Annotated in this window: 14 protein-coding genes; 3 read left to right on the forward strand and 11 right to left on the reverse strand. The window is 33.9% G+C overall.

What is annotated here, in order from left to right; genetic code table 11:
• Positions 1 to 95: 95 nt before the first annotated feature.
• The 3 genes from YW9_RS0108235 to YW9_RS0108245 all read right to left on the reverse strand — a co-directional run bounded on the left by YW9_RS0108235 (position 96) and on the right by YW9_RS0108245 (position 4,901).
• Entirely contained in the window at positions 96 to 1,877 is a 1,782-nt protein-coding gene (locus YW9_RS0108235; RefSeq protein WP_018279704.1) for a M14 family metallopeptidase, read from the reverse strand.
• 21 nt (positions 1,878 to 1,898) lie between these two features.
• The gene (gene pncA, locus YW9_RS0108240; RefSeq protein ID WP_018279705.1) at positions 1,899 to 2,483 is read right to left on the reverse strand and encodes a bifunctional nicotinamidase/pyrazinamidase; all 585 of its coding nucleotides are present in this window, start codon (positions 2,481 to 2,483) and stop codon (positions 1,899 to 1,901) included.
• An 84-nt stretch (positions 2,484 to 2,567) separates the two neighbouring features.
• Positions 2,568 to 4,901, reverse strand: a complete 2,334-nt coding sequence (locus YW9_RS0108245; protein ID WP_018279706.1) for a glycoside hydrolase family 20 protein — start codon at positions 4,899 to 4,901, stop codon at positions 2,568 to 2,570.
• 389 nt (positions 4,902 to 5,290) lie between these two features.
• Between YW9_RS0108245 and YW9_RS13140 the strand changes: the two genes are divergently transcribed.
• Entirely contained in the window at positions 5,291 to 7,531 is a 2,241-nt protein-coding gene (locus tag YW9_RS13140) for an SUMF1/EgtB/PvdO family nonheme iron enzyme (RefSeq protein WP_018279707.1), read from the forward strand.
• 328 nt (positions 7,532 to 7,859) lie between these two features.
• On the opposite strand, the gene YW9_RS0108255 is transcribed toward YW9_RS13140, so the two are convergent.
• The 5 genes from YW9_RS0108255 to YW9_RS0108275 all read right to left on the reverse strand — a co-directional run bounded on the left by YW9_RS0108255 (position 7,860) and on the right by YW9_RS0108275 (position 15,838).
• Positions 7,860 to 9,767, reverse strand: a complete 1,908-nt coding sequence (locus YW9_RS0108255) for a peptide MFS transporter (protein WP_018279708.1) — start codon at positions 9,765 to 9,767, stop codon at positions 7,860 to 7,862.
• 92 nt (positions 9,768 to 9,859) lie between these two features.
• Positions 9,860 to 11,521, reverse strand: coding sequence for a peptide MFS transporter (locus YW9_RS0108260; RefSeq protein WP_040353975.1), 1,662 nt, complete (start codon positions 11,519 to 11,521; stop codon positions 9,860 to 9,862).
• 122 nt (positions 11,522 to 11,643) lie between these two features.
• Complete coding sequence (locus YW9_RS0108265) at positions 11,644 to 12,309, reverse strand: DUF6261 family protein (RefSeq protein WP_018279710.1); 666 nt, start codon at positions 12,307 to 12,309, stop codon at positions 11,644 to 11,646.
• 336 nt (positions 12,310 to 12,645) lie between these two features.
• Positions 12,646 to 13,239: an SMI1/KNR4 family protein gene (locus YW9_RS0108270; protein WP_018279711.1), complete on the reverse strand. Its 594-nt coding sequence runs from the start codon at positions 13,237 to 13,239 to the stop codon at positions 12,646 to 12,648.
• 373 nt (positions 13,240 to 13,612) lie between these two features.
• Positions 13,613 to 15,838, reverse strand: coding sequence for a S9 family peptidase (locus YW9_RS0108275; protein ID WP_018279712.1), 2,226 nt, complete (start codon positions 15,836 to 15,838; stop codon positions 13,613 to 13,615).
• A 234-nt stretch (positions 15,839 to 16,072) separates the two neighbouring features.
• On the opposite strand from YW9_RS0108275, the gene tpiA reads away from it, so the two are divergent.
• Both tpiA and hemE read left to right on the forward strand, forming a co-directional pair.
• The gene (tpiA, locus tag YW9_RS0108280) at positions 16,073 to 16,822 is read left to right on the forward strand and encodes a triose-phosphate isomerase (protein ID WP_018279713.1); all 750 of its coding nucleotides are present in this window, start codon (positions 16,073 to 16,075) and stop codon (positions 16,820 to 16,822) included.
• A 79-nt stretch (positions 16,823 to 16,901) separates the two neighbouring features.
• Entirely contained in the window at positions 16,902 to 17,930 is a 1,029-nt protein-coding gene (gene hemE / locus YW9_RS0108285; protein WP_018279714.1) for a uroporphyrinogen decarboxylase, read from the forward strand.
• A 149-nt stretch (positions 17,931 to 18,079) separates the two neighbouring features.
• On the opposite strand, the gene YW9_RS0108290 is transcribed toward hemE, so the two are convergent.
• From YW9_RS0108290 to bshB1, 3 genes are read right to left on the reverse strand one after another with little or no spacing between them, the layout of a single operon-like run.
• Positions 18,080 to 18,634, reverse strand: a complete 555-nt coding sequence (locus YW9_RS0108290) for an RNA polymerase sigma factor (protein WP_018279715.1) — start codon at positions 18,632 to 18,634, stop codon at positions 18,080 to 18,082.
• 12 nt (positions 18,635 to 18,646) lie between these two features.
• Positions 18,647 to 18,835 (reverse strand): hypothetical protein, encoded by a 189-nt coding sequence (locus tag YW9_RS0108295; protein WP_013997672.1) that lies wholly within the window; start codon positions 18,833 to 18,835, stop codon positions 18,647 to 18,649.
• Between the two features lie 28 nt (positions 18,836 to 18,863).
• On the reverse strand, positions 18,864 to 19,586 hold the full coding sequence (bshB1, locus tag YW9_RS0108300; protein ID WP_018279716.1) for a bacillithiol biosynthesis deacetylase BshB1: 723 nt from the start codon (positions 19,584 to 19,586) through the stop codon (positions 18,864 to 18,866).

Genomic DNA, 19,586 nt, shown 5'->3' on the forward strand with positions numbered 1-19,586 from the left:
TTACAATGAATCCGATTTTTTTATATGCAAAAGGCTTAAAATCAATTAATAAAAAAATTAGAAAGTTAGAACGATTTCAAGTTCTCAAAAGGCATTTATTCCAGAATATAAATTGGATATCTTAAATGTTGCTTTTCATAATGAGGGGTTTGTCTGTAAATCCAATTGAGTTGTTCGTAACTATCATTAGCAAAAGCTTTATCTTTCTTTTTCATAATCTCCAAAGAATCTTTTAAATGGGGATTATTATTTAAAAATTCCAAAGCTATTTCTTCAAAAACGTATGGAGAAAAGTGTTCTTTCTGTTGTAAAATAGTGTCAAAGAAATTCCAATTGAAGAAAGAATCAACAGATTCAGGTTCAAGGACTTCTATCAAATATCTTTTTGCAGATTGATTTACTTCCACAATCCAATCACCCTTTTTAATTTCGATACTATCTTTGTGTTTTGAAACTTCTGTGTTGAAATGCAAATAATGTCCTTCAAAAGGTTTTTCTGTTGTATTGTAACTTTCAATTCGGTAGTAATTAACGTACATTAAAGAGTCTTTCTGAACTTCTTTTAAATTTACTTTATTGATTTTCAGTCGATCAATTACATTGTTCCAAACTTTTGGAATTATATAGGCTTTGGGAGTTTTTACACTTTTTTCAGCTATGAAATATTCATAATATGGGATTTCTTTAATGAAAGGTTTTTCTCTATTGTATTTTAGCCTAGGTAGGCCTGTTACGTCACTAATCAGAGTATCAGCTTTGTAACCGTGAAATAAGATTTTTGAAACTTTTGTGCTATCTAATTTCCATCGAATGGGAAAATCGGTTTTAGCTAAATCTTCTTCAAATTGCTGAATTCTTAATTGTTTAATATTCTTAGAATCAGAATTTAAGATGTCAAGAAGGCTTTTCATCATTTCATAATTGGCTTCAACTCTTTGTTTGTAAGGTTTCAGCATATGAGTTTCGATCAAAATCCCCATACAATTCCACAAATTTACATATCCCGTCGAATAGCGGGGAGAATCAACTCCGCTACTATATCCCTCAGCATCAGGAGGTTTGTTCCAAACATTCACATACGGAATTAAATGCCAAAAAGGTTTTGGCAAGGAATCATTTTTGAATTCATTTTGTTGTTTTACAAGTGAATCGGATAAACGAGGAATTAATGTATCACGCATATAAGTTCCTACAAATGAGCCTGATTTGTCAGGTTGGGAAATTCCATACGTCAAAATATGCTGATAATCAGCACCGTTTGTTACGTGATTATCAATAAATACGTCAGGTTGTACCAAATGAAATATTTTTGCAAAAGAAAGTGCATTTTCAGAATCATTTTTAATAAAATCACGATTTAAATCCAAATTTTTTGCATTTCCTCTAAAGCCATATTCTTTGGGTCCATTTTGATTCACACGTGAAGTTGAGTTTCGATTTAAGGCTCCACCAATATTGTACACAGGGATAGCTACAATAACCACATTTTCAGGTACTTTTATTTGTTTTTCAGCTAAATTTCTGAATAAAAGCATTGTAGCATCAATTCCATCAGTCTCTCCAGGATGAATGCCATTGTTGATTAAAACAATAGTTTTTTCTTTCTGAAGTTTTGCAAAGTTAAACTCAGCATCAGCACTATACGTTACAATATGTAAAGGCAAACCGCTATCCGTTTGCCCCATTGTTTTTAGGTTAACAGAGCTATATTCTTTTGATAAACTTTTGTAAAAATCTATAACTTCTTCGTAGGTAGCACTTTCTGTTCCGTTTGAAATTTCAAAACGTGTAACAAAGCCTTCCTTTGGAGAGAAGAAGATAGTTTCACAAGAAATGAGAAAAAATGCAAAGAATAGAAACGACAAAAAAAATCTCATATTGTGTGTTTTTGAAAAAATCTATAATTGTTCAATTCCCCATTCGGAAACGTATCTTTCATATTCTTTTGGACTTATGGAACGAATGCCATCCTTTAATAAGCGAACTTTATAACCCAAAGAAAGAGCGTCATTTACGCTATATGCTACACAAAAATCTCCTGCTAATCCACAGAAAGTAAGTTCTGTAACATTTTTGTCTTTCAGGAAGCCGTGAAGTCCAGTATTATTGAGTTTATTGTTATCAAAAAAAGCACTATAGCTATCTATTTCAGGATTCATTCCTTTTCGGAAAATAGCGGTTATAGGGCATTTATCTAAATCCTCGTGCAAATCAGCTCCGAATGTACCTTGAACGCAATGTTCAGGCCAAAGAATTTGATTAACTCCTTTTAAATCAATAGTATCAAATAGATTTTTACCCTTATGGTTAGAAGCAAAACTTTGGTGATTTTGTGGATGCCAATCCTGAGTCGCTATAACAAAATCATAACCAGATTGCATTTCTTTATTTATAAAAGGTATAATTTTATCGCCTTCAGCTACGGGTAACGCTCCTGTTGGCATAAAGTCGTTTTGTACATCAATGATAATGAGTGCTTTCATAGAATTCTAAATCTCTAAATTGAAAACATCACACAGATTTTTCTGAAAACCTGTGTGATTTAAATTTAATAAGTTAAGTTTGACCTACTCAATAATAATTTCATCAATAAATAAAAACCCTAATTTTCCTTTGGCTTGTGTGTGCCAATTGGGAATGCTTTGTTCCGAAGCGATTTTTATTTTTACATAACGTGTCTTTGTTGGGTCGAACGACAAAGAATGTGTACGAATTTCGCTTTTGTGTCCTTCTGCTTCCTGTGGATAGGTTTCAGAGGCTACTTCCTGAAAATTTTTTCCGTCATCAGATATAGCTACGTAAAAACTACGAGCGTCGTAAATCCAATCGCCTGTAATAACATTCGCATTGAAAGCTACTTTTGAAATTTCAGTGGCATCTACCAAATCAATTACGGCTTCCAAATCGTTTCCTGAGAAGGCAATCCAACGTCCAGTTCTGAAATTTTGGTCTCCTACACAGCCGTCCACCAAAGTAGAAGCTCCGCCGAACTTGTAGGAAGGATAAATTTCAGTTTTCATATCAATAGCTCTTGCTGTGGCTTTATTAAATTTGAAATCTTCAGAAAAAACACGCGTTTTTCCGCTTTCTCGAATTCCAATGGCACGTAATTGTGCATCCTTTCTAATTTTGATAGGCTCAGTATATTTTTCTGATTTTTCGGAAGGCTCACTTCCGTCCAAAGTGTAATAAACGGCGGCGTTATCAACGGTAGCAAAGGCAACTTCAATGGCTCCTTCCTTTTCTAAAGCAGTAATATCTGCCTTTAAATCAAAGATATGCGTAGCGTAATTGTATCCGTACAATTCGTAGATTTTAATGAGTGAAACCACACGTTGTAAGAAATCAGGATAGTTTTTCTTTTCGGGTTGTGTCCATTGTACTTCGGCTAAGGCTGCATATCGAGGCAGAGCCATATATTGTACTTGTTTGAAAGTTTTTATGTATTCTGTCCAGATGTTAGCCTGTACGCCTAAGATGTGTTTTCTTTGCTCAGGAGTGAGTGCATCAGGGATAGGCTCGAAGCTGTATGCTCTTTCCACAGGAATATATCCTCCAATAGCAAGAGGTTCATTTTCAGTGTCTTTTGATTGATAGTAATCAAAATAAAGGAAAGACATTGGTGTCATAATGGCATCGTGTCCCGTTTGTGCGGCGAAAGTTCCTCCCTCAATACCTCTCCACGACATCACAGTAGCATTCGGAGCAATGCCTCCTTCCAGAATTTCGTCCCAACCGATGATTTTTCTTCCTCTTTTAGCTAAAACTCGCTCAGCAAATGAAATAACGTGACTTTGCAGATATTCTTCAGCGGTGTGTTTATCGTCCTTTTTGATGCCTAATTCCTTGATTTTTAACTGACATTTAGGGCATTTTTCCCAACGAACTTTGGGGCTTTCATCGCCACCAATATGAATGTATTCTGAAGGGAAAATATCAGCAACTTCATTTAAAATATCTTCAATGAATTTGTAAACTTTTTGATTTCCAGCACAAAGTACGTCGTCAGAAACTCCCCATTGCGTCCAAACTTCATACGGACCTCCTGTACAGCCCAGCTCAGGATACGTAGCCAAAACGGCTTGCATATGCCCAGGTAGGTCAATTTCAGGAATTACAGTAATATGTCGTTCTTTTGCGTAGGCTACAATTTCTTTAAGTTCTTCTTGAGTATAAAATCCTTCGTAAGGTTTTCCATCATACTTACCAGAATTTCTGCCAATTACAGTTTCTTTACGTTTTGAACCAATTTGAGTGAGTTCTGGATATTTTTTGCTTTCTACTCGCCAACCTTGGTCATCTGTTAGATGCCAATGAAAAGTATTCATATTGTGCAAAGCCATTATATCCACGAAAATTTTGATAGAATCCAACGGGAAAAAATGACGAGCTACATCCAAATGAGCCCCACGATACCCAAAACGGGGAGCATCTGAGATAGATATAAAGTCAATTTCAATCTCTTTAACTTTTTTTACAGGTATTGCCTTTCGTAACGTTTGAATTCCATAAAAAACACCAGCTTCACTTGCTCCTTCAATAATGATGCCTTTCTCGTTTACAGTGAGCTGATAAGATTCTTTATTTTCAGAAGATTCACCTGTTCTTAGTTGAATAGTATTTTCTGTGTTTTCAATTTTAGAGGTAATGGTAAGAGCGATTCCTGTTTGTTTTTCAATGTATTCTGATAGAAAAGTTGCATTTTTTTTCAGAATTTCATTGCTCTCAGGGTAGATAATTTTGGTGGAGTTGCTTAGTATAAAATGCCCTTCTTTATCATTATTGATTTGTCTTGGTATTGGAATGATTTGAAAATCAGCTTTTGAGATTTCTTTTTTACTCTCACAAGAAATAATAAGCAGAGCTATTACTAAATAGGTTAGTGTAGATTTTATTTTCATTAATCTTAAATTATTGGTTCGACCCGACAAAGGTAACCATTTTTTCTCTTAAATAAAACAAAAATTTTTTGAGTAGAGGAAATGTTATAATGTAGTACATAAGCCAAATTGTTATTTGAAGATTTATAAAATAAAATCCTAAGTGTTTTTAGTATTTTTGAGTATGTTTCTGTTTGTTGAAAAATATTTATTATAAGTGTAAAAAAGTTGCGGAAAAATCATTATTTGGTTTTCTGTAATTAGCTTTGTTTTAGTATTTTAAAATAAATTTTTATTTAAATTTAATGTTAAGTTTTTCCTTTTTTGTTTGCAGAATAAATATAATGATTTAATTTTGCCCCCAAAATCTAGAGAGAAAATAATAGTTTAATTAAATTTTAAATTTTAGCATGAGAAAAATTATTACTTATTTTGTGGCTTTTTTTGCATTAGTCACAAGCACAAATTGTGTGAAAGGGATTGAGTATGATGACCTTAAGTTGAGTACAGAAAAAGGCTCACTTAGAGTAGGGGAGAAGGTAACTTTCAAGATTACCTCTGGTAGTGGAGAGTATGACGTGATGAGTGCTCAGGAAAACGTTGTAAAGGTCTCGAAAACAGAGACTGAAGTGACACTAACAGGAATTAATAAAGGTGAAACAACAGTTAGTGTGGAGGATAAAGTTACTGGGCAAAAAATGGGAGTAAAAGTAACTATACATAGGGCTTTAGAAGATCTTTCACTTGATAAACCAGAGATTAGTGTAGCACCAAAAGAGTCTGGAATTTTGAATGTTAAGACAGGAAATGGTGCTTATGAGCTAACTGTTACAAATACAAATATTGCAAAGGCTAGTATTTCTGGTTCAAAAATAACAATATCTGCGGTAGCTATTGGTTCAACAACTTTAACTATTAAAGATAAAGAATCAAATAAAACCGTTCAGGTAAAAATTTCCGTAGTAGACAAATTGGCTTTGAGCAAGTCGGAATTGCTAATAAAGTCAAGTGGAGAAGAGGTTTTGTCTGTTATGGGAAGTGGTCACTATACTATAAAGAGTAGTGATGAGGCAATTGCCAAGGCGACTTTTTCCGCGAATAAACTTACAATTAAAACAGGAAAAGCAGGAACTACTACAATCAGTGTGACCGATGTAAAAACAGGCAGATCTGCCGACGTTAAGATTATTGTTATTGCAGATATATCTCTTTCAAGAAGAGAAGTTACTATTGAAAGAGGTAAAAATAATCAAGACGTGGTAATTAGTTCTGGTAGTGGGGAATATACTATTTCTTCAGCTAATTCAAATGTGGCAACAGCATCTATCTCTGGTGGAAAAGTGGTCATTAGAGGAGCTTCTCAAGGAACAACACAAATCCTCGTGAAAGATGGTAAAACAGGAAAAGTCGCAGAAGTAAGAGTGGTGGTGACTGTGGCAAACATTACCTTATCATCTTTGTCTGCTACATTAAGAGCAACAGAGACTACAAATATAAACATTTTGACAGGTAGCGGTAGTTACGAAGCAATATCAAGTGGTATTGCAGTTGCTACTGCTTCTATTAGTGGTAATAAAGTAGTTATCACAGGTAAGGCTATTGGATCAATAAAGGTTACTGTTAAAGATAAAATTACGGGTAAAGTAGTAGTTATTAATGTAAGTGTATCTGCAAAAAATAACATAAAATTAGCTCAAACGACTACAGAAATAAAGGTAGGTGTCACTAGAAATGTGGTGATTAGCTCGGGAAGTGGTAATTATGTTGCAGTTTCTGGAAATACTGGAGTAGTAACAGCAAATATTTCAGGGAATGTGTTGATTGTTAAGGGTATTAAGTCTGGGAAGACAAATATAACAATTTCAAATGGTGTAGACAACCCTGCTGTTTTGAGTGTAAAGGTAGTGGCTCCAGCTCCTGTTGTTCCACCAACTTCTAACGGAAAAGATTTGGGTGAGTTAGCTTTTGTTGAAGGTGGAACTTTTCAAATGGGTACACCTTCAAGAGGAGAAGGAGATGAAATCTTACATACAGTAACTTTGAGTAGTTTTAAAATAAGCAAATATGAAATTACAAATACTCAATATGCTAAGTTTTTGACTGATAGAGGTAATCAAAGAGAGAATGGTGCAATATGGTATAAAGGGAAAGATATTGTTAAAGAAGGAAATAGTTTCAAAGCTAGAGCTGGTAGAGAAAATTATCCAGTCGTGTTTGTTACCTGGCATGGAGCAAAAGCCTATGCAGAGTGGGTCGGTGGAAGTCTTCCTACCGAAGCACAGTGGGAGTATGCAGCTCGTGGAGGAAACAAAAGTAAAGGGTATACTTATTCAGGAAGTAATAATATTGGAGAAGTCGCTTGGTATTTAAATAATTCAAGAGGAAGACTTCATGAAGTTGGAACTAAAAAACCAAATGAATTAGGAATATATGATATGAGTGGTAATGTTTGGGAATGGACAGCGGATCTGTATGGAAGGTACCCTATAACACCACAAACAGATCCAATAGGAGCAACTACAGGAACAAATCGTGTGAGACGAGGAGCTAGTGCTTTCTGTACTCCTAATACCAATCGCGCTACAAACCGAAGCAATCGTCCACCTAATGGAATTCGTCATAATCTTGGATTTAGAGTTGTGTTTAAATAATATTTGAATATTCTTATTAAATAAAAAAACATCTTCCATAATGGAAGATGTTTTTTTATTTATAGGCTTTTTGAGTTTTGTTATTTCTCAGAGGTTAGAGCAATTTAATTTGAATTTATTATGATTTACAATACAACCATAAATTTAAGGAGAGGTTATATTAATGTAATAAAATAATTCTTTATTCTAATTGTGTATAAAAGTGTCTAATTGTAGATTTGAAATTTAATTGTATTTTTCTTCGCCTTTTATAAACCATCTTCCAATTGTGATATAATAAAAGGGTTGTTATTAAAACAACCCTTTTATTGAAACATATTTCTAATTCTTATTTCACGCCGTGCATCCAACGAGTAATGAATGGACCCATTAGGAATAACACTATACCACAACCGATGGCAATAAAGCCTAACATTGTGAATACAGAAAGTCCTTTATTAAGAGACTCCCCTTTGATGACGTTAACAATTGCCATTTCAGGAGATTTTTCAACTAAGCTCTCGTAGTCAGCAAAAGTAGCAACTTCTGTATTCACCTCACTTCCTTTGAAGGATAAAAACTCTTGTGAGGCAGATTTAATCATCTTTTGTTTTTTCATACCGCTGTAGTTTTCAGCCTCTTCTAGTGCCTCTTTGATTGCAACTACTGACTTAGCATATTGTTTTTGAGGATTTCTTTTGTTAATTTCATTTATAAAATCATCTGACACTAAAATAGCTTCAACAGATTGGTCTTCAAGTTTTGTTTTAAATTTATTCTCAGATAAAACTGCCTTTAAATCTTGGTCAATATCCGAATTTTGGAATGCACTACTTTCAACTATTGTTTTTTCGTTTACTGTAGTAAGTTTAGAGATGTGTTTTCCTCCTTGATGTGCAATCGATGAAGACAAAAACCAAATTCCCATCATAAAAGCCACCATATGTTTAGGTGAAAGTTTCGTTACTAATGACAAACCTACTGGTGAAAGCGTTAGTTCCCCAAGAGTGTGTAATAAATATAAGAAAACCATAAATATAGCAGGTACCATTCCTAATTTAGCGTAGCTACCACCGAATTTAAGCACTAAGAAACCAAGCCCAAGCAATAGCAATCCTGTTCCAAATTTGTATGGAGCTGCTGGCTCTTTATTCAAATTAGATAGTTTTATCCATATCCAAGAGAAAATGGGAGCAAAAAGCATTATAAACAATGGATTGAATGATTGGAAGAAAGTTGTTTTAATTTCTGTACCAAAAATTTCTTTATGTACATTACGTGCTGTAAATAAGTTAAGTGCTGAACCTGCCAACTCGAAGAATGTCCAAAATATAGTCGTAAACAAAAGTAATAACACCACAACCCAAATACGTTGTTTGGCAACCACTTCCATTTTACTTGCTTGATATAATAAATACCCGATGATAATAGCAGCTAAACTCGCTAATAAAACATCTACAACATCATTATATTGAATTAAAATCCACGAAATTATAATTAGAACTACAATAGTAGCATAAGGAAGCACACTATTGGGAACGAAACTTACAACATTTTTAGTTGGTTTTTCATCAGGAGTTAATCCTACATTCTCAAAAACACTTGTTCTGCTGGCGAAGAAGAATATAATGTATCCCAATAACATTCCAATACCGGCTGTTAAGAATCCATATTGCCAACCTTCATTCTCCCCAATAGCACCACAAGTTAAAGGAGCTAAGAATGCACCCATATTGATTCCCATATAAAATAAAGTGAAGGCTCCGTCACGTCTTTTGTCTCCGTCAGCATAAAAACGACCAATCATTGAAGAGATATTCGGTTTGAAGAAACCGTTTCCTACCACAAGTAAAGCTAACCCGATGAAGAAAGTAGTTTGATTATTCATAAACAAAGTAAATTGTCCCGCTGCCATTAACAAAGCCCCGATGACAATTGCTTTGCGAAAACCAATAAGTTTATCAGCAAAGTATCCGCCAAGTATTGGCGTGAGGTAAACTAATGCCCCATAAGCTCCGTAAATTCCGAAAGCTTTTGCATCATCAAACTGGAACCCGCCATCAATTAAGTTCGCAGTCATATAAAGGATAAGGAGTGCCCGCATACCATAGTAGCTGAAGCGTTCCCATAGTTCCACCATAAAAAGGGTAAAAAGGGCTTTAGGGTGAATTTTCCGGTTGGAGAAAATAACAAACCCTACCCATAGCGCAACTCCAAGCCACGCTATTAACATCAATTGATAATCTGGATTTAACATAGTATATTTATTATTATATTAATTCATTATTGTGGTTTTATATTTACGGAGTAAATGTAAAAAAAATATAGAATAAATCATTTTATTATTCATTATTTTACTCCTTTTTCTTTCAAAGCTCGATTGAGAGACTTCAATATAGAAAGACCTATCAGTGTAGCTATTAATAATAAACCGAAGTTTACCCAAAAGAATGTAGATTTGTGTTCGTATCCGTACCACATTCCGGCAAGTACGCCCGAAAGTTTATTTCCAATGGCTGTTGACAAGAAAAATCCTCCCATCATAAGAGCAGTAATACGAGGCGGAGAAAGTTTTGATACTAATGAAAGCCCCATAGGTGAGAGGCAAAGTTCTCCCAAAGTAATAACACCATAGGCAACAACTAACCATAATGCTGAAGCTTTCACCATTCCGTTGTCAGAGGCATATACGGCAGCTACCATCACAAGGCAACTCAATGCAGAAATGAACATTCCTAATACAATTTTTGCAGGAGTAGTTGGTTCGCTTCCTCTTTTACGTAAAAACATAAATAAACCTACTACCAAAGGTGTGAAAACAATTACCCAAAATGGATTAATTGACTGAAACAACTCTGGATTATATAAAAACACTTTCTGATTAGGGTTCTCAGTTAGTTTAGCTTTTTGTTTCTCTGGAATATTTCTGAAATAGATGTCTTTTCCTATTTCTTTCTTAGGCTTATCGTTTTCATCTTTTACAATTCTATATTCCGAATCGTACATAGTTATTTCCTTGTCTTGAAAATCTTTTACTTCAACAAGATAAATACTTTCCATAGGTTTCTCTATAGAGGTTGGCACACTTCGGTCAGTATAATACTTCGCCCACGTGGTAAGTACAGTTCCGTTTTGTTTGAAAACCGCCCAAAACATTAAACTTACTGCAAAGATTGCTAATAATGCACCAATAGGTTTTTTATCGCTCTGACTGGCACGTGCATATAATGAGAAATAAAAGAAAATTACTGGAATACAAGCAAAAATGAAAGCATCTGTACTATCACTTCCTAAAATGTTTCCTGGAATTACCCAACCAATCACACCCGTTATAATAGCTGGTAAAAATACCTTTACAAGAACTGAAGTAATGGTTGTATCGCCTTCCTGTACTGGTTTTAAAACGTTTGCGTGAATGATGTGTTTTCTTCCTAAGGTAAAGATAATCAATCCTAAGAACATTCCAACACCTGCAGTTATGAATGCTTCACTCCACCCAAATTTGTTACGCATAAAGGCAGCAATGATATTACAAATAAATGCACCAATATTAATTCCCATATAGAATATATTATATCCTGCATCTTTGTTTTCTCGGTATGGCTCTTCGGAATAAAGATTTCCTAAGAGTGTAGAAATACTTGGCTTGAAGAATCCATTACCTACGATGATTAATCCCATTGAGGTATAAAACATTGAAAGGTCTTGGAAGAGTCCTAAACCTATGTATCCCAATCCCATTAAACTTCCTCCAATGTAAATAGCTTTTACGTATCCTAAAATTCTATCAGCTAAAAATCCTCCTAAAAAGGGAGTAAGATACGTAAGTGCAATGAATGTTCCAAAAATATCATAGGCATTTTTATCATCTATGGCAAGACCTCCTGTATTTTTAGGGTCAATCATATATAAAACAAAAATTCCGAGCATTAAATAATACCCAAAACGTTCCCACATTTCTGTGAAAAATAAATAAAATAGTCCCTTAGGGTGTTTTCTGTTATTCGTCATAGTATATAATATTCATTTTTATTTAATTATTCTTTATTTTTTAGTAAACTGAGTAAGTTTCAATTCTTTTCTTATAGTGATTCAATTTATATGACTTTTATAAATAGAATGCATTAAGTTTTTTAACTTTTAGCAGCCTTTGCAAATTCATTCAGGTTATTGTATAAAGAAATCCACTCCCCAGCATCAAACATCAATGTGACGAAACTTAAAAATCTGCGTAAATCTCCTTCCAATTCCTTGCGTTGTTTTGTAGCAGAGGTTTGTTTACGAAGTTCCGCATTGGCTTGAGCTTGTTCGTTATAAAGTAATTTAAACGCTTCTTGTTTTGTTTTTAAATTCTCAAAAGCAATTTCAAGTGATAAGTTTTTTATGTATTTCTGGTTCTCATCAGATGAAAGTGCTTCGATGATTTTTCCTATTCTGATGGTTTGTTCTCCGTACGAGAGTTGCTCTTTTTTAAGTTTATTTATTTGAAAATGATTGTAGAGTGCAATAGCATCATTAACATTAGGAGCAGAAGAAACACGCACGTAACCTGAAAGAAATATTTTCATATCTGAAAAAGCCTTTTCACGCTCTCTGTTTGCTTGAGCTACAGTGTTTCCTTTTCCGCTAAATGTTTTCTTTGAAACTACGTCGTAATATTTTTGATATGAAATTTTTAATTTATTCATAAACAAATGTGTTTTTGCTTCATCAATGTTTGATTTTTCTACACATTCAATTACTCTTTCTGTAAGAGCAGCCAAATCTTTTGTTGATAATTTTCTGTAATTGACTTTCATTTTGTAAATATTTTAGTTATTATTTAGTTAATCGTTTAAATTTGTTTGTTGATATGGAACTTTTTATGTTTATTTCATAGAGTGTTATAAGTTTAATTTGCTATTTTAAACTAAATTCATCTTATGATTTTAATTTAATTTTGTATTTTGTAATGTTTCTTTTGATGAAATTAGTTTAAATAGTTTATTTTTATTTATCTCATTAAGTGTATTTAGTTTAAACTACAATTATAAATTAATTTCTTTTGTGTAATAAGTTTGTTTGAATTTATTTCTGTTTAAAATATTTTTTAGAATAATATTTTTAATTTAGATATATTCAAATTTTAAAATGTTTTAATATCTCCACTTTTCAATAACTTCATCGTTAATAAATTCTGAAACGATTTCTTCAAGAATAGGTTCAAATTTTTCCCACTTTTCATCGGAAATATAATCCATTTGCTTGAAAATTAAGCATCCTTTTAAGTAATCACTGAAATCGTCAAACAATTTCGCTAAATAAGGATACGTGTCGTGGTCGAAATAATAAATTTCGTGCGTTTTTGTATGGAAACAGAACTTATTTCCATTACCTAAATAATCGCCGAACCACACTAAGTAAGGAAGAGCTTCTTTGTCTTCTTCGGAAAATTCAGAATCGTACTCATTATCTTCTCCCAAATATTCAACTAAATAACTTATACTGTCCAAATCAATAAGTTCTTCACCGATATCAGCTACTCCGAATGTTTTGTAAAAAAGTTTTAAGCTGTCAGGAAGTTTTGCTCCTAAACGCTTTTCAACTTCTTGGATTTCTTCTTCGGTAACTACTTCAGGAAGTTCATCTCCGTCGGCGGTCAGAATAAAACGCGTATTCTTCTCCCAATTTTCATCTCCGATTTTTTCAAACGGAATGATTACATCTTCTTTTTTGTTGATTTCAAACATAATATGTCATTTATTATATTATTTAATTTTTGAAAAATATATTGATTGTGCTTCTATATTTTTATTTCACTATATTTTTATAATGTTTTTTACATCCCCCTGCCCCCTTGAAAGGGGGATTTTATTGTGATTGCATTTCCTCAATTCCCCCTTTTGAAGGGGGTTAGGGGGATGTCTTATTCTTTTTATTATTTCATTGTGTTTTTATAATAGTTTTACCTTGTGAGAATGTGTTGCATATACTTTTTATAATGTTTTTTACATCTTCTTACTCTCTTCAAAGAAATAATTATAATTGCCTGTGTAGCTCACACTCCTCCTTTGAAAGGGGTTAGGGGGATGTTAATCAATTCTTTAAACTCTTTTTTAAACTTTATAACTTTTCAAGCAGATATTCCGTCATCTTTTGGTAAAGTTGTAATCTTGTGTATCCACCATAAATGCCGTGGTCTCTGTCTGGATATATCAACCAATCAAAATTCTTATTCAGCTGAACGAGTTTGTTAATCAACACCATTGCGTTTTGAACGTGCACATTATCATCAGCTGTTCCGTGAATAAGTAAATAGTTTCCTTTAAGATTTTTAGCGTGTGTAAGGGGTGAATTATCATCATATCCGTAAGGGTTTTCTTGCGGAGTCTGCATAAATCGTTCTGTATAAATAGTATCATAGAAACGCCACGAAGTTACTGGAGCAACTGCAATGGCTGTTTTAAATACGTCACCAGCTTGAAACAAACAGTTAGAAGACATAAATCCACCAAAGCTCCAACCCCAAATTCCGATGCGATTTGCATCAACGTACGATTGATTTGCAAAAAAACGTGCTGCAATTATTTGGTCTTCTACCTCATATTTTCCCAATTCCTTGTAAGTACATTTCTTGAAGTCACTACCTTTATATCCCGTTCCGCGTCCGTCCACACAAGCTACTAAATAACCTTGTTGCACTAAAAGAAAATGCCAAAAGTCGTTAGTATCAAGCCATTTGTTGCTGACTTCTTGTGAACCTGGTCCTGAATATTGATACATCAGTAACGGATATTTTTTATTAGGGTCAAAGTCATTAGGTTTGATGATGTAAGCATTTAATTTTCCATTAGGAGAATCCAATTCAAAGAATTCTTTTTTAGCAAGACGATATTCTGAAATAACTTTTTCATATTCTGAATTATCTAAGATGTCTTTTATGATTTTCCCGTCTTTGCTATTATTAAGTGTATAGTGTGTTGGCTTTGTTACACTCGAAAATTCATTAATATATAACGAAAAGTCAGGACTAAATATAGCAGAGTTAGTTCCTTTATCAGCAGAAAGCTGTTTTTTATTTTTTCCGTTGATTGAAATGCTGTAAACACCTCTATTTATCGAGCCATTTTCAGTAGATTGATAGAAAATACGTTCAGTTTTAGAATCATATCCATAGAATTTAGTAACTTCCCAATTACCTTTTGTGATTTGTTTTTTTAATTTACCATTTTTATCATAATGATAGATGTGATTAAATCCATCTTTCTCTGATGTAATTAAAAAACTATTGTCTTTTAAGAAAATTAGGTTATCTGTAATTTCTACATAAGTGTTGTTTTGTTCATTTACTACTGAATATACTTGATGCGTCTGTGAGTTTATTAAATTTAGGTTGAAATTATTTTGATGTCTGTTGAGAGTTTGTACACTGAGTGTGTTTTTATCATTTGTCCACCGAAGGCGAGGTGTGTAATAGTATAAATTATCTTGTGCATTGGGTGAAGTTTGTTTACTGACTTGTTTTTTATTCGTTGCAACGGGTGTATCGAATATCTTTTGAGTAGAGATATCATAAATGTGCACTGAAACTTCTGAATTTGTCTGTCCGGCTTTTGGATATTTGAAAACTTGTTGTGTAGGGTAGAGTCCTATTCCATAAACGTCCATTGAAAACTCTGGAACTTGGCTTTCGTCAAATCGAATGTAAGCTAATTTTGTTCCATCAGTGTTCCAATCAAATGCTCTCACAAAGCCGAATTCTTCTTCGTACACCCAATCAGTTATCCCGTTGATGATTTTGTTTTTCTTTCCATCAAAAGTAATTTGCGTGGTTTTGTTGGTGTTTATCTCGTAGATGTATAAATTGTTATCGTAGGCATATGCGATTTTGTTTCCATCTGGTGAAAAGCTTGGTTCTTGAATTTTATTTGTACTGATTTGAATTCCTTTGTTTGTTTGTAAATTGTAAAGATAATAGTTTGCTATAAATGAATGTCGGTAAATTTGTTCAGACTCCGAAGCGATAAGCAACCATTTCTCATCAGGACTGAATGTATAATCATTGATAAACAACGAAAACTCGCTCTCATTTGAAGTGTCAAATAGTGTTTTTACCTTTTTGAGTGTAGTGAAATCATATAAATCAATCTGCTGTGAACCTGCTTCTCGATTGTAATTTAGTGTTGTATACTGATTTGTATTCTTCATCGCCGATAGGTGAGATATCTGCTCGGGATAAAACACACCCTTTGCCCAAATGTCTTCCAAAGTAATGGATTTGTTTTGAGCAACCAAAGCAGTTGAAGATATCAATAGAAATAATAGTATAAAACAAGAATAATTTTTCATTTTATTTTATATTAACGAATTAATCGGTCAATAATACTAATTTTTTTAATTCTATTCTAATTTTTTTAGTTATAAATATAACATTATCTGTGTTTTGTGTTGATATTTAATTATTTATGAATTGTTAAATAAATTAAAAAAATATTTTGATTTTTTTAGATTTAGCTTTTATAAAAAAAATGTATCTTTGTGACTTCCGAGAATATGTAATCGAAATAGAAAAATAATTTCAATATGAGAAAAAAAATTGTAGCAGGAAATTGGAAAATGAACAATGACCTGAAAAAATCAACAGAATTGATAGCTGATTTATTAAAAAAATTACCTAAAACAGAAGCAGAAGTGATGGTAGCTCCTACTTTTGTGAATTTAATTCCCGCAACTGAAGCAGCAAAAGGAACTGCTGTTGAAGTGATTGCTCAAAATATGCATTTTGCTGAAAACGGAGCTTACACAGGTGAAATTTCAGCTGAAATGTTAAAAAGCATAGGCGTAAAAACTGTAATTTTAGGACATTCTGAGCGTCGTGCTTATTTTAACGAAACTGACGAGTCTTTGGCTAAAAAGGCAGACACAGCCTTGAAACACAATATCCGAATGGTATTTTGTATCGGAGAAGAATTGGTGGACAGAAAAGCAAATAATCATTTTGAAGTAGTTGAAAATCAGATTAAAAATGGATTGTTCCATTTGTCTGCTGATGCGTGGAAAAATATCGTTTTAGCCTACGAACCTGTTTGGGCAATTGGAACGGGCGAAACTGCTTCACCTGAACAAGCTCAGGAAATGCACGCATTTATTCGTAAAACACTCGCTGATAAATACGGAAAAGAAGTAGCCGACAGCGTTTCAATTCTTTACGGAGGTAGCGTAAAACCTGATAATGCCAAAGAAATTTTTGCAAAAGCAGATGTTGATGGCGGACTTATTGGAGGAGCATCACTCAAAGCCGATGATTTTATCGCAATTATTAACGGAATTTAATTCATAGCAGTTAGTGATTAGTGGTTAGTTATTTAGTAATTGTACTAACCACTGATTACTAATCACTAAGCACTAACAAATGTTACAAAACGATTTATTTTTAAGAGCCTTGAATGGCGAAGCTGTGGAGCGTCCGCCAGTTTGGATGATGCGTCAAGCGGGTAGGTATTTGCCAGAATTTAGGGCTTTACGCGATAAATATGATTTCTTCACGCGTTGTCGAGTTCCTGAATTAGCTGCGGAAATCACAGTGCAACCTATTGACATTGTGGGTACTGATGCCGCTATTTTATTTTCAGACATTTTGGTAGTTCCACAAGCGATGAACATTGAAGTGGAAATGAAATCAGGAGTAGGTCCTTGGCTTCCCAATCCTATTCGTTCTGCCAAAGATATTGAAAATGTGATAGTTCCTGATATTTACGAAACTTTAGGATACGTGATGGAGGGTATCAAACTTACCAAACAAATGCTTGACAATCGTGTGCCTCTTATTGGGTTTGCAGGGTCCCCTTGGACGATTTTCTGTTATGCCGTAGAAGGGAAAGGTTCGCGTGACTTCAACATTGCTAAGGAGTTATGTTTTACAGATTCACAAACAGCACACAAATTGTTACAAAAAATTACGGATACGACCATTTTGTATCTCAAAGAAAAAGTGAAAGCAGGAGTTGATGCGGTACAAATTTTCGATAGTTGGGGGGGGGTGCTTTCACCTCTTGATTATCAGGATTTTTCTTGGAAATATATCAATCAAATTGTAGAAGCGTTAGCACCGCTTACTAAAGTGATTGTTTTTGGAAAAGGCTGTTGGTTTGCCCTTGCTGAAATGGCAAAATCGAAAGCTTCTGCACTTGGTGTGGATTGGACGTGTACTCCGAAAATAGCTCGAGAACTTACGGGAGGTAAAATTACGTTGCAAGGAAATTTTGACCCTTCACGATTACTCTCTCCGCCTTCGGAAATCAAAAGAATGGTACATCAAATGATTGACGATTTTGGGAAAGACAACTACATCGTCAATTTAGGACACGGAATTCTGCCAAACATTCCTGTTGAAAATGCGAAAGCTTTTGTGGAGGCGGTAAAAAGTTACAAGTCTTTTTAGATCGATTTTTTATTATATCTACCTTGAAATGATTTGAAGCTCGGAATATTGAGATATTTTTATGCTACTTTAATTAAATAAAGTTAGAAATTTTGTAGAAAAAGAAAAGCCAAAAAACTCTATTTTTTTAGAGAATTTTTGGCTAATTTTTATTGTTTCTTCAATACTTCAAAAAGCATTTTCCTTGCCCTAAGCAAAGTTACTTTTACATTACTATGAGACATACCCGTAGTTTCAGCAATTTCTTTGTAAGATTTTTCCTGCAAATATCGCAATTGAATAGTTGTTCGATAAGGTTCTTTTAACTTTTTGATACATAAGAGCAATCGATTTAAGTTTTGCTCCATAATTAGGTTGTCCTCAGCAGTAGGCGATTCATCTGCAATGGTGTTGGCTTCCTTTTCCTCAGATGATGAATGCGTAACTTTTTGCTGTTGACTTCTAATCATATCAACGTGAACATTTTTGGAAATCGCTATGAGCCAAGTTTTGAAAGAGAACTCTTCATTATATGTATTGATTTTATCAAAAGCCTTCGCAAATGTTTGAATAACAATATCTTCTACATCATTTTCGTCTCCGATACGCTTTTGCTGAAAGTTGTAAACATCTGTCCAAAATTCATCAAGTAAGTAGCTGAAGGCCTTCTGATTGCCTTCTTTTGCTTCCTTAATTTTTTTGGATAATATTTCCTGATTGTTCAAAATTCTCTGACTTTATTTCTTACAATCTTGCTCATCAGGCATTTTGCCACAGAAACCACAAGGTTCGCCTGTTTTATTTAAATGCGGACTTTGACTAGCACAAGTTCCTGCAAATTTTCCTCCTTTTTTAGCCCAAATTTTAATGGCAATTCCTATAAAACACAAAGCCAAAATTCCGATGGTTAATAATACTAATTTCATTATATCTTACTCATTGATTTTTAGTGAATTACTTCAAGTCATAAAGTGAATTTACCGCTACAACACGTTCCACAGTAAACCCTTCCGCAAAATCCACGCCAATTAATCGACCCAAGTCTCTCGCTCGATAAGTTACACTATCCAGAAAATTTTTGTCAGAAATTGGGGTGTTCGGCTCGTTGCTGTTTGCGTCGTAAAACTGGGTTTTATATGCCAAAACCGAAGCCAGTTTTTTATCCATAAATTCAGAAATATCTACCACAAAATCAGGCTGAATATTTTTCCATTGGATATAGTGGTAAACAACTTTAGGACGCCACGCTCGTTGTTGCTTTCCGTTTAATTCAGTTTCAATTTTTCGAAGTCCGCTTAGAAAACACGCATCACTGACCAATTTACTTCCTTTTGCGTGGTCGATGTGGCGATCGTCAATAGTGTTACAAAGCACAATATCAGGACGATATTTTCTGATTACTTTAATAATTTCCAACTGATGAGCCTTATCATTTACAAAAAATCCGTCAGCAAATTTTAAATTTTCACGAACTTCAACACCTAAGATTTTGGCTCCTTCTCGGGCTTCTTCTTTTCGAGTTTCGGCAGTGCCTCGCGTACCTAATTCACCTTGTGTCAGGTCAATAATTCCTACCTTTTTGCCCGAAGCCACCTCTTTGGCAATTGTTCCCGAACAACCTAATTCTACGTCATCGGGGTGGGCTCCAAAGGCTAAAATATCTAATTTTAAACTCAT

This window comes from Capnocytophaga cynodegmi DSM 19736, assembly GCF_000379185.1.
GTDB lineage: Bacteria > Bacteroidota > Bacteroidia > Flavobacteriales > Flavobacteriaceae > Capnocytophaga > Capnocytophaga cynodegmi.

Coding starts and splice junctions, on each gene's coding strand:
- YW9_RS0108235 (WP_018279704.1), bottom strand. CDS start 1,877: ATGAGATTTTTTTTGTCGTTTCTATTCTTTGCATTTTTTCTCATTTCT.
- pncA (WP_018279705.1), bottom strand. CDS start 2,483: ATGAAAGCACTCATTATCATTGATGTACAAAACGACTTTATGCCAACA.
- YW9_RS0108245 (WP_018279706.1), bottom strand. CDS start 4,901: ATGAAAATAAAATCTACACTAACCTATTTAGTAATAGCTCTGCTTATT.
- YW9_RS13140 (WP_018279707.1), top strand. CDS start 5,291: ATGAGAAAAATTATTACTTATTTTGTGGCTTTTTTTGCATTAGTCACA.
- YW9_RS0108255 (WP_018279708.1), bottom strand. CDS start 9,767: ATGTTAAATCCAGATTATCAATTGATGTTAATAGCGTGGCTTGGAGTT.
- YW9_RS0108260 (WP_040353975.1), bottom strand. CDS start 11,521: ATGACGAATAACAGAAAACACCCTAAGGGACTATTTTATTTATTTTTC.
- YW9_RS0108265 (WP_018279710.1), bottom strand. CDS start 12,309: ATGAAAGTCAATTACAGAAAATTATCAACAAAAGATTTGGCTGCTCTT.
- YW9_RS0108270 (WP_018279711.1), bottom strand. CDS start 13,239: ATGTTTGAAATCAACAAAAAAGAAGATGTAATCATTCCGTTTGAAAAA.
- YW9_RS0108275 (WP_018279712.1), bottom strand. CDS start 15,838: ATGAAAAATTATTCTTGTTTTATACTATTATTTCTATTGATATCTTCA.
- tpiA (WP_018279713.1), top strand. CDS start 16,073: ATGAGAAAAAAAATTGTAGCAGGAAATTGGAAAATGAACAATGACCTG.
- hemE (WP_018279714.1), top strand. CDS start 16,902: ATGTTACAAAACGATTTATTTTTAAGAGCCTTGAATGGCGAAGCTGTG.
- YW9_RS0108295 (WP_013997672.1), bottom strand. CDS start 18,835: ATGAAATTAGTATTATTAACCATCGGAATTTTGGCTTTGTGTTTTATA.
- bshB1 (WP_018279716.1), bottom strand. CDS start 19,586: ATGAGTTTAAAATTAGATATTTTAGCCTTTGGAGCCCACCCCGATGAC.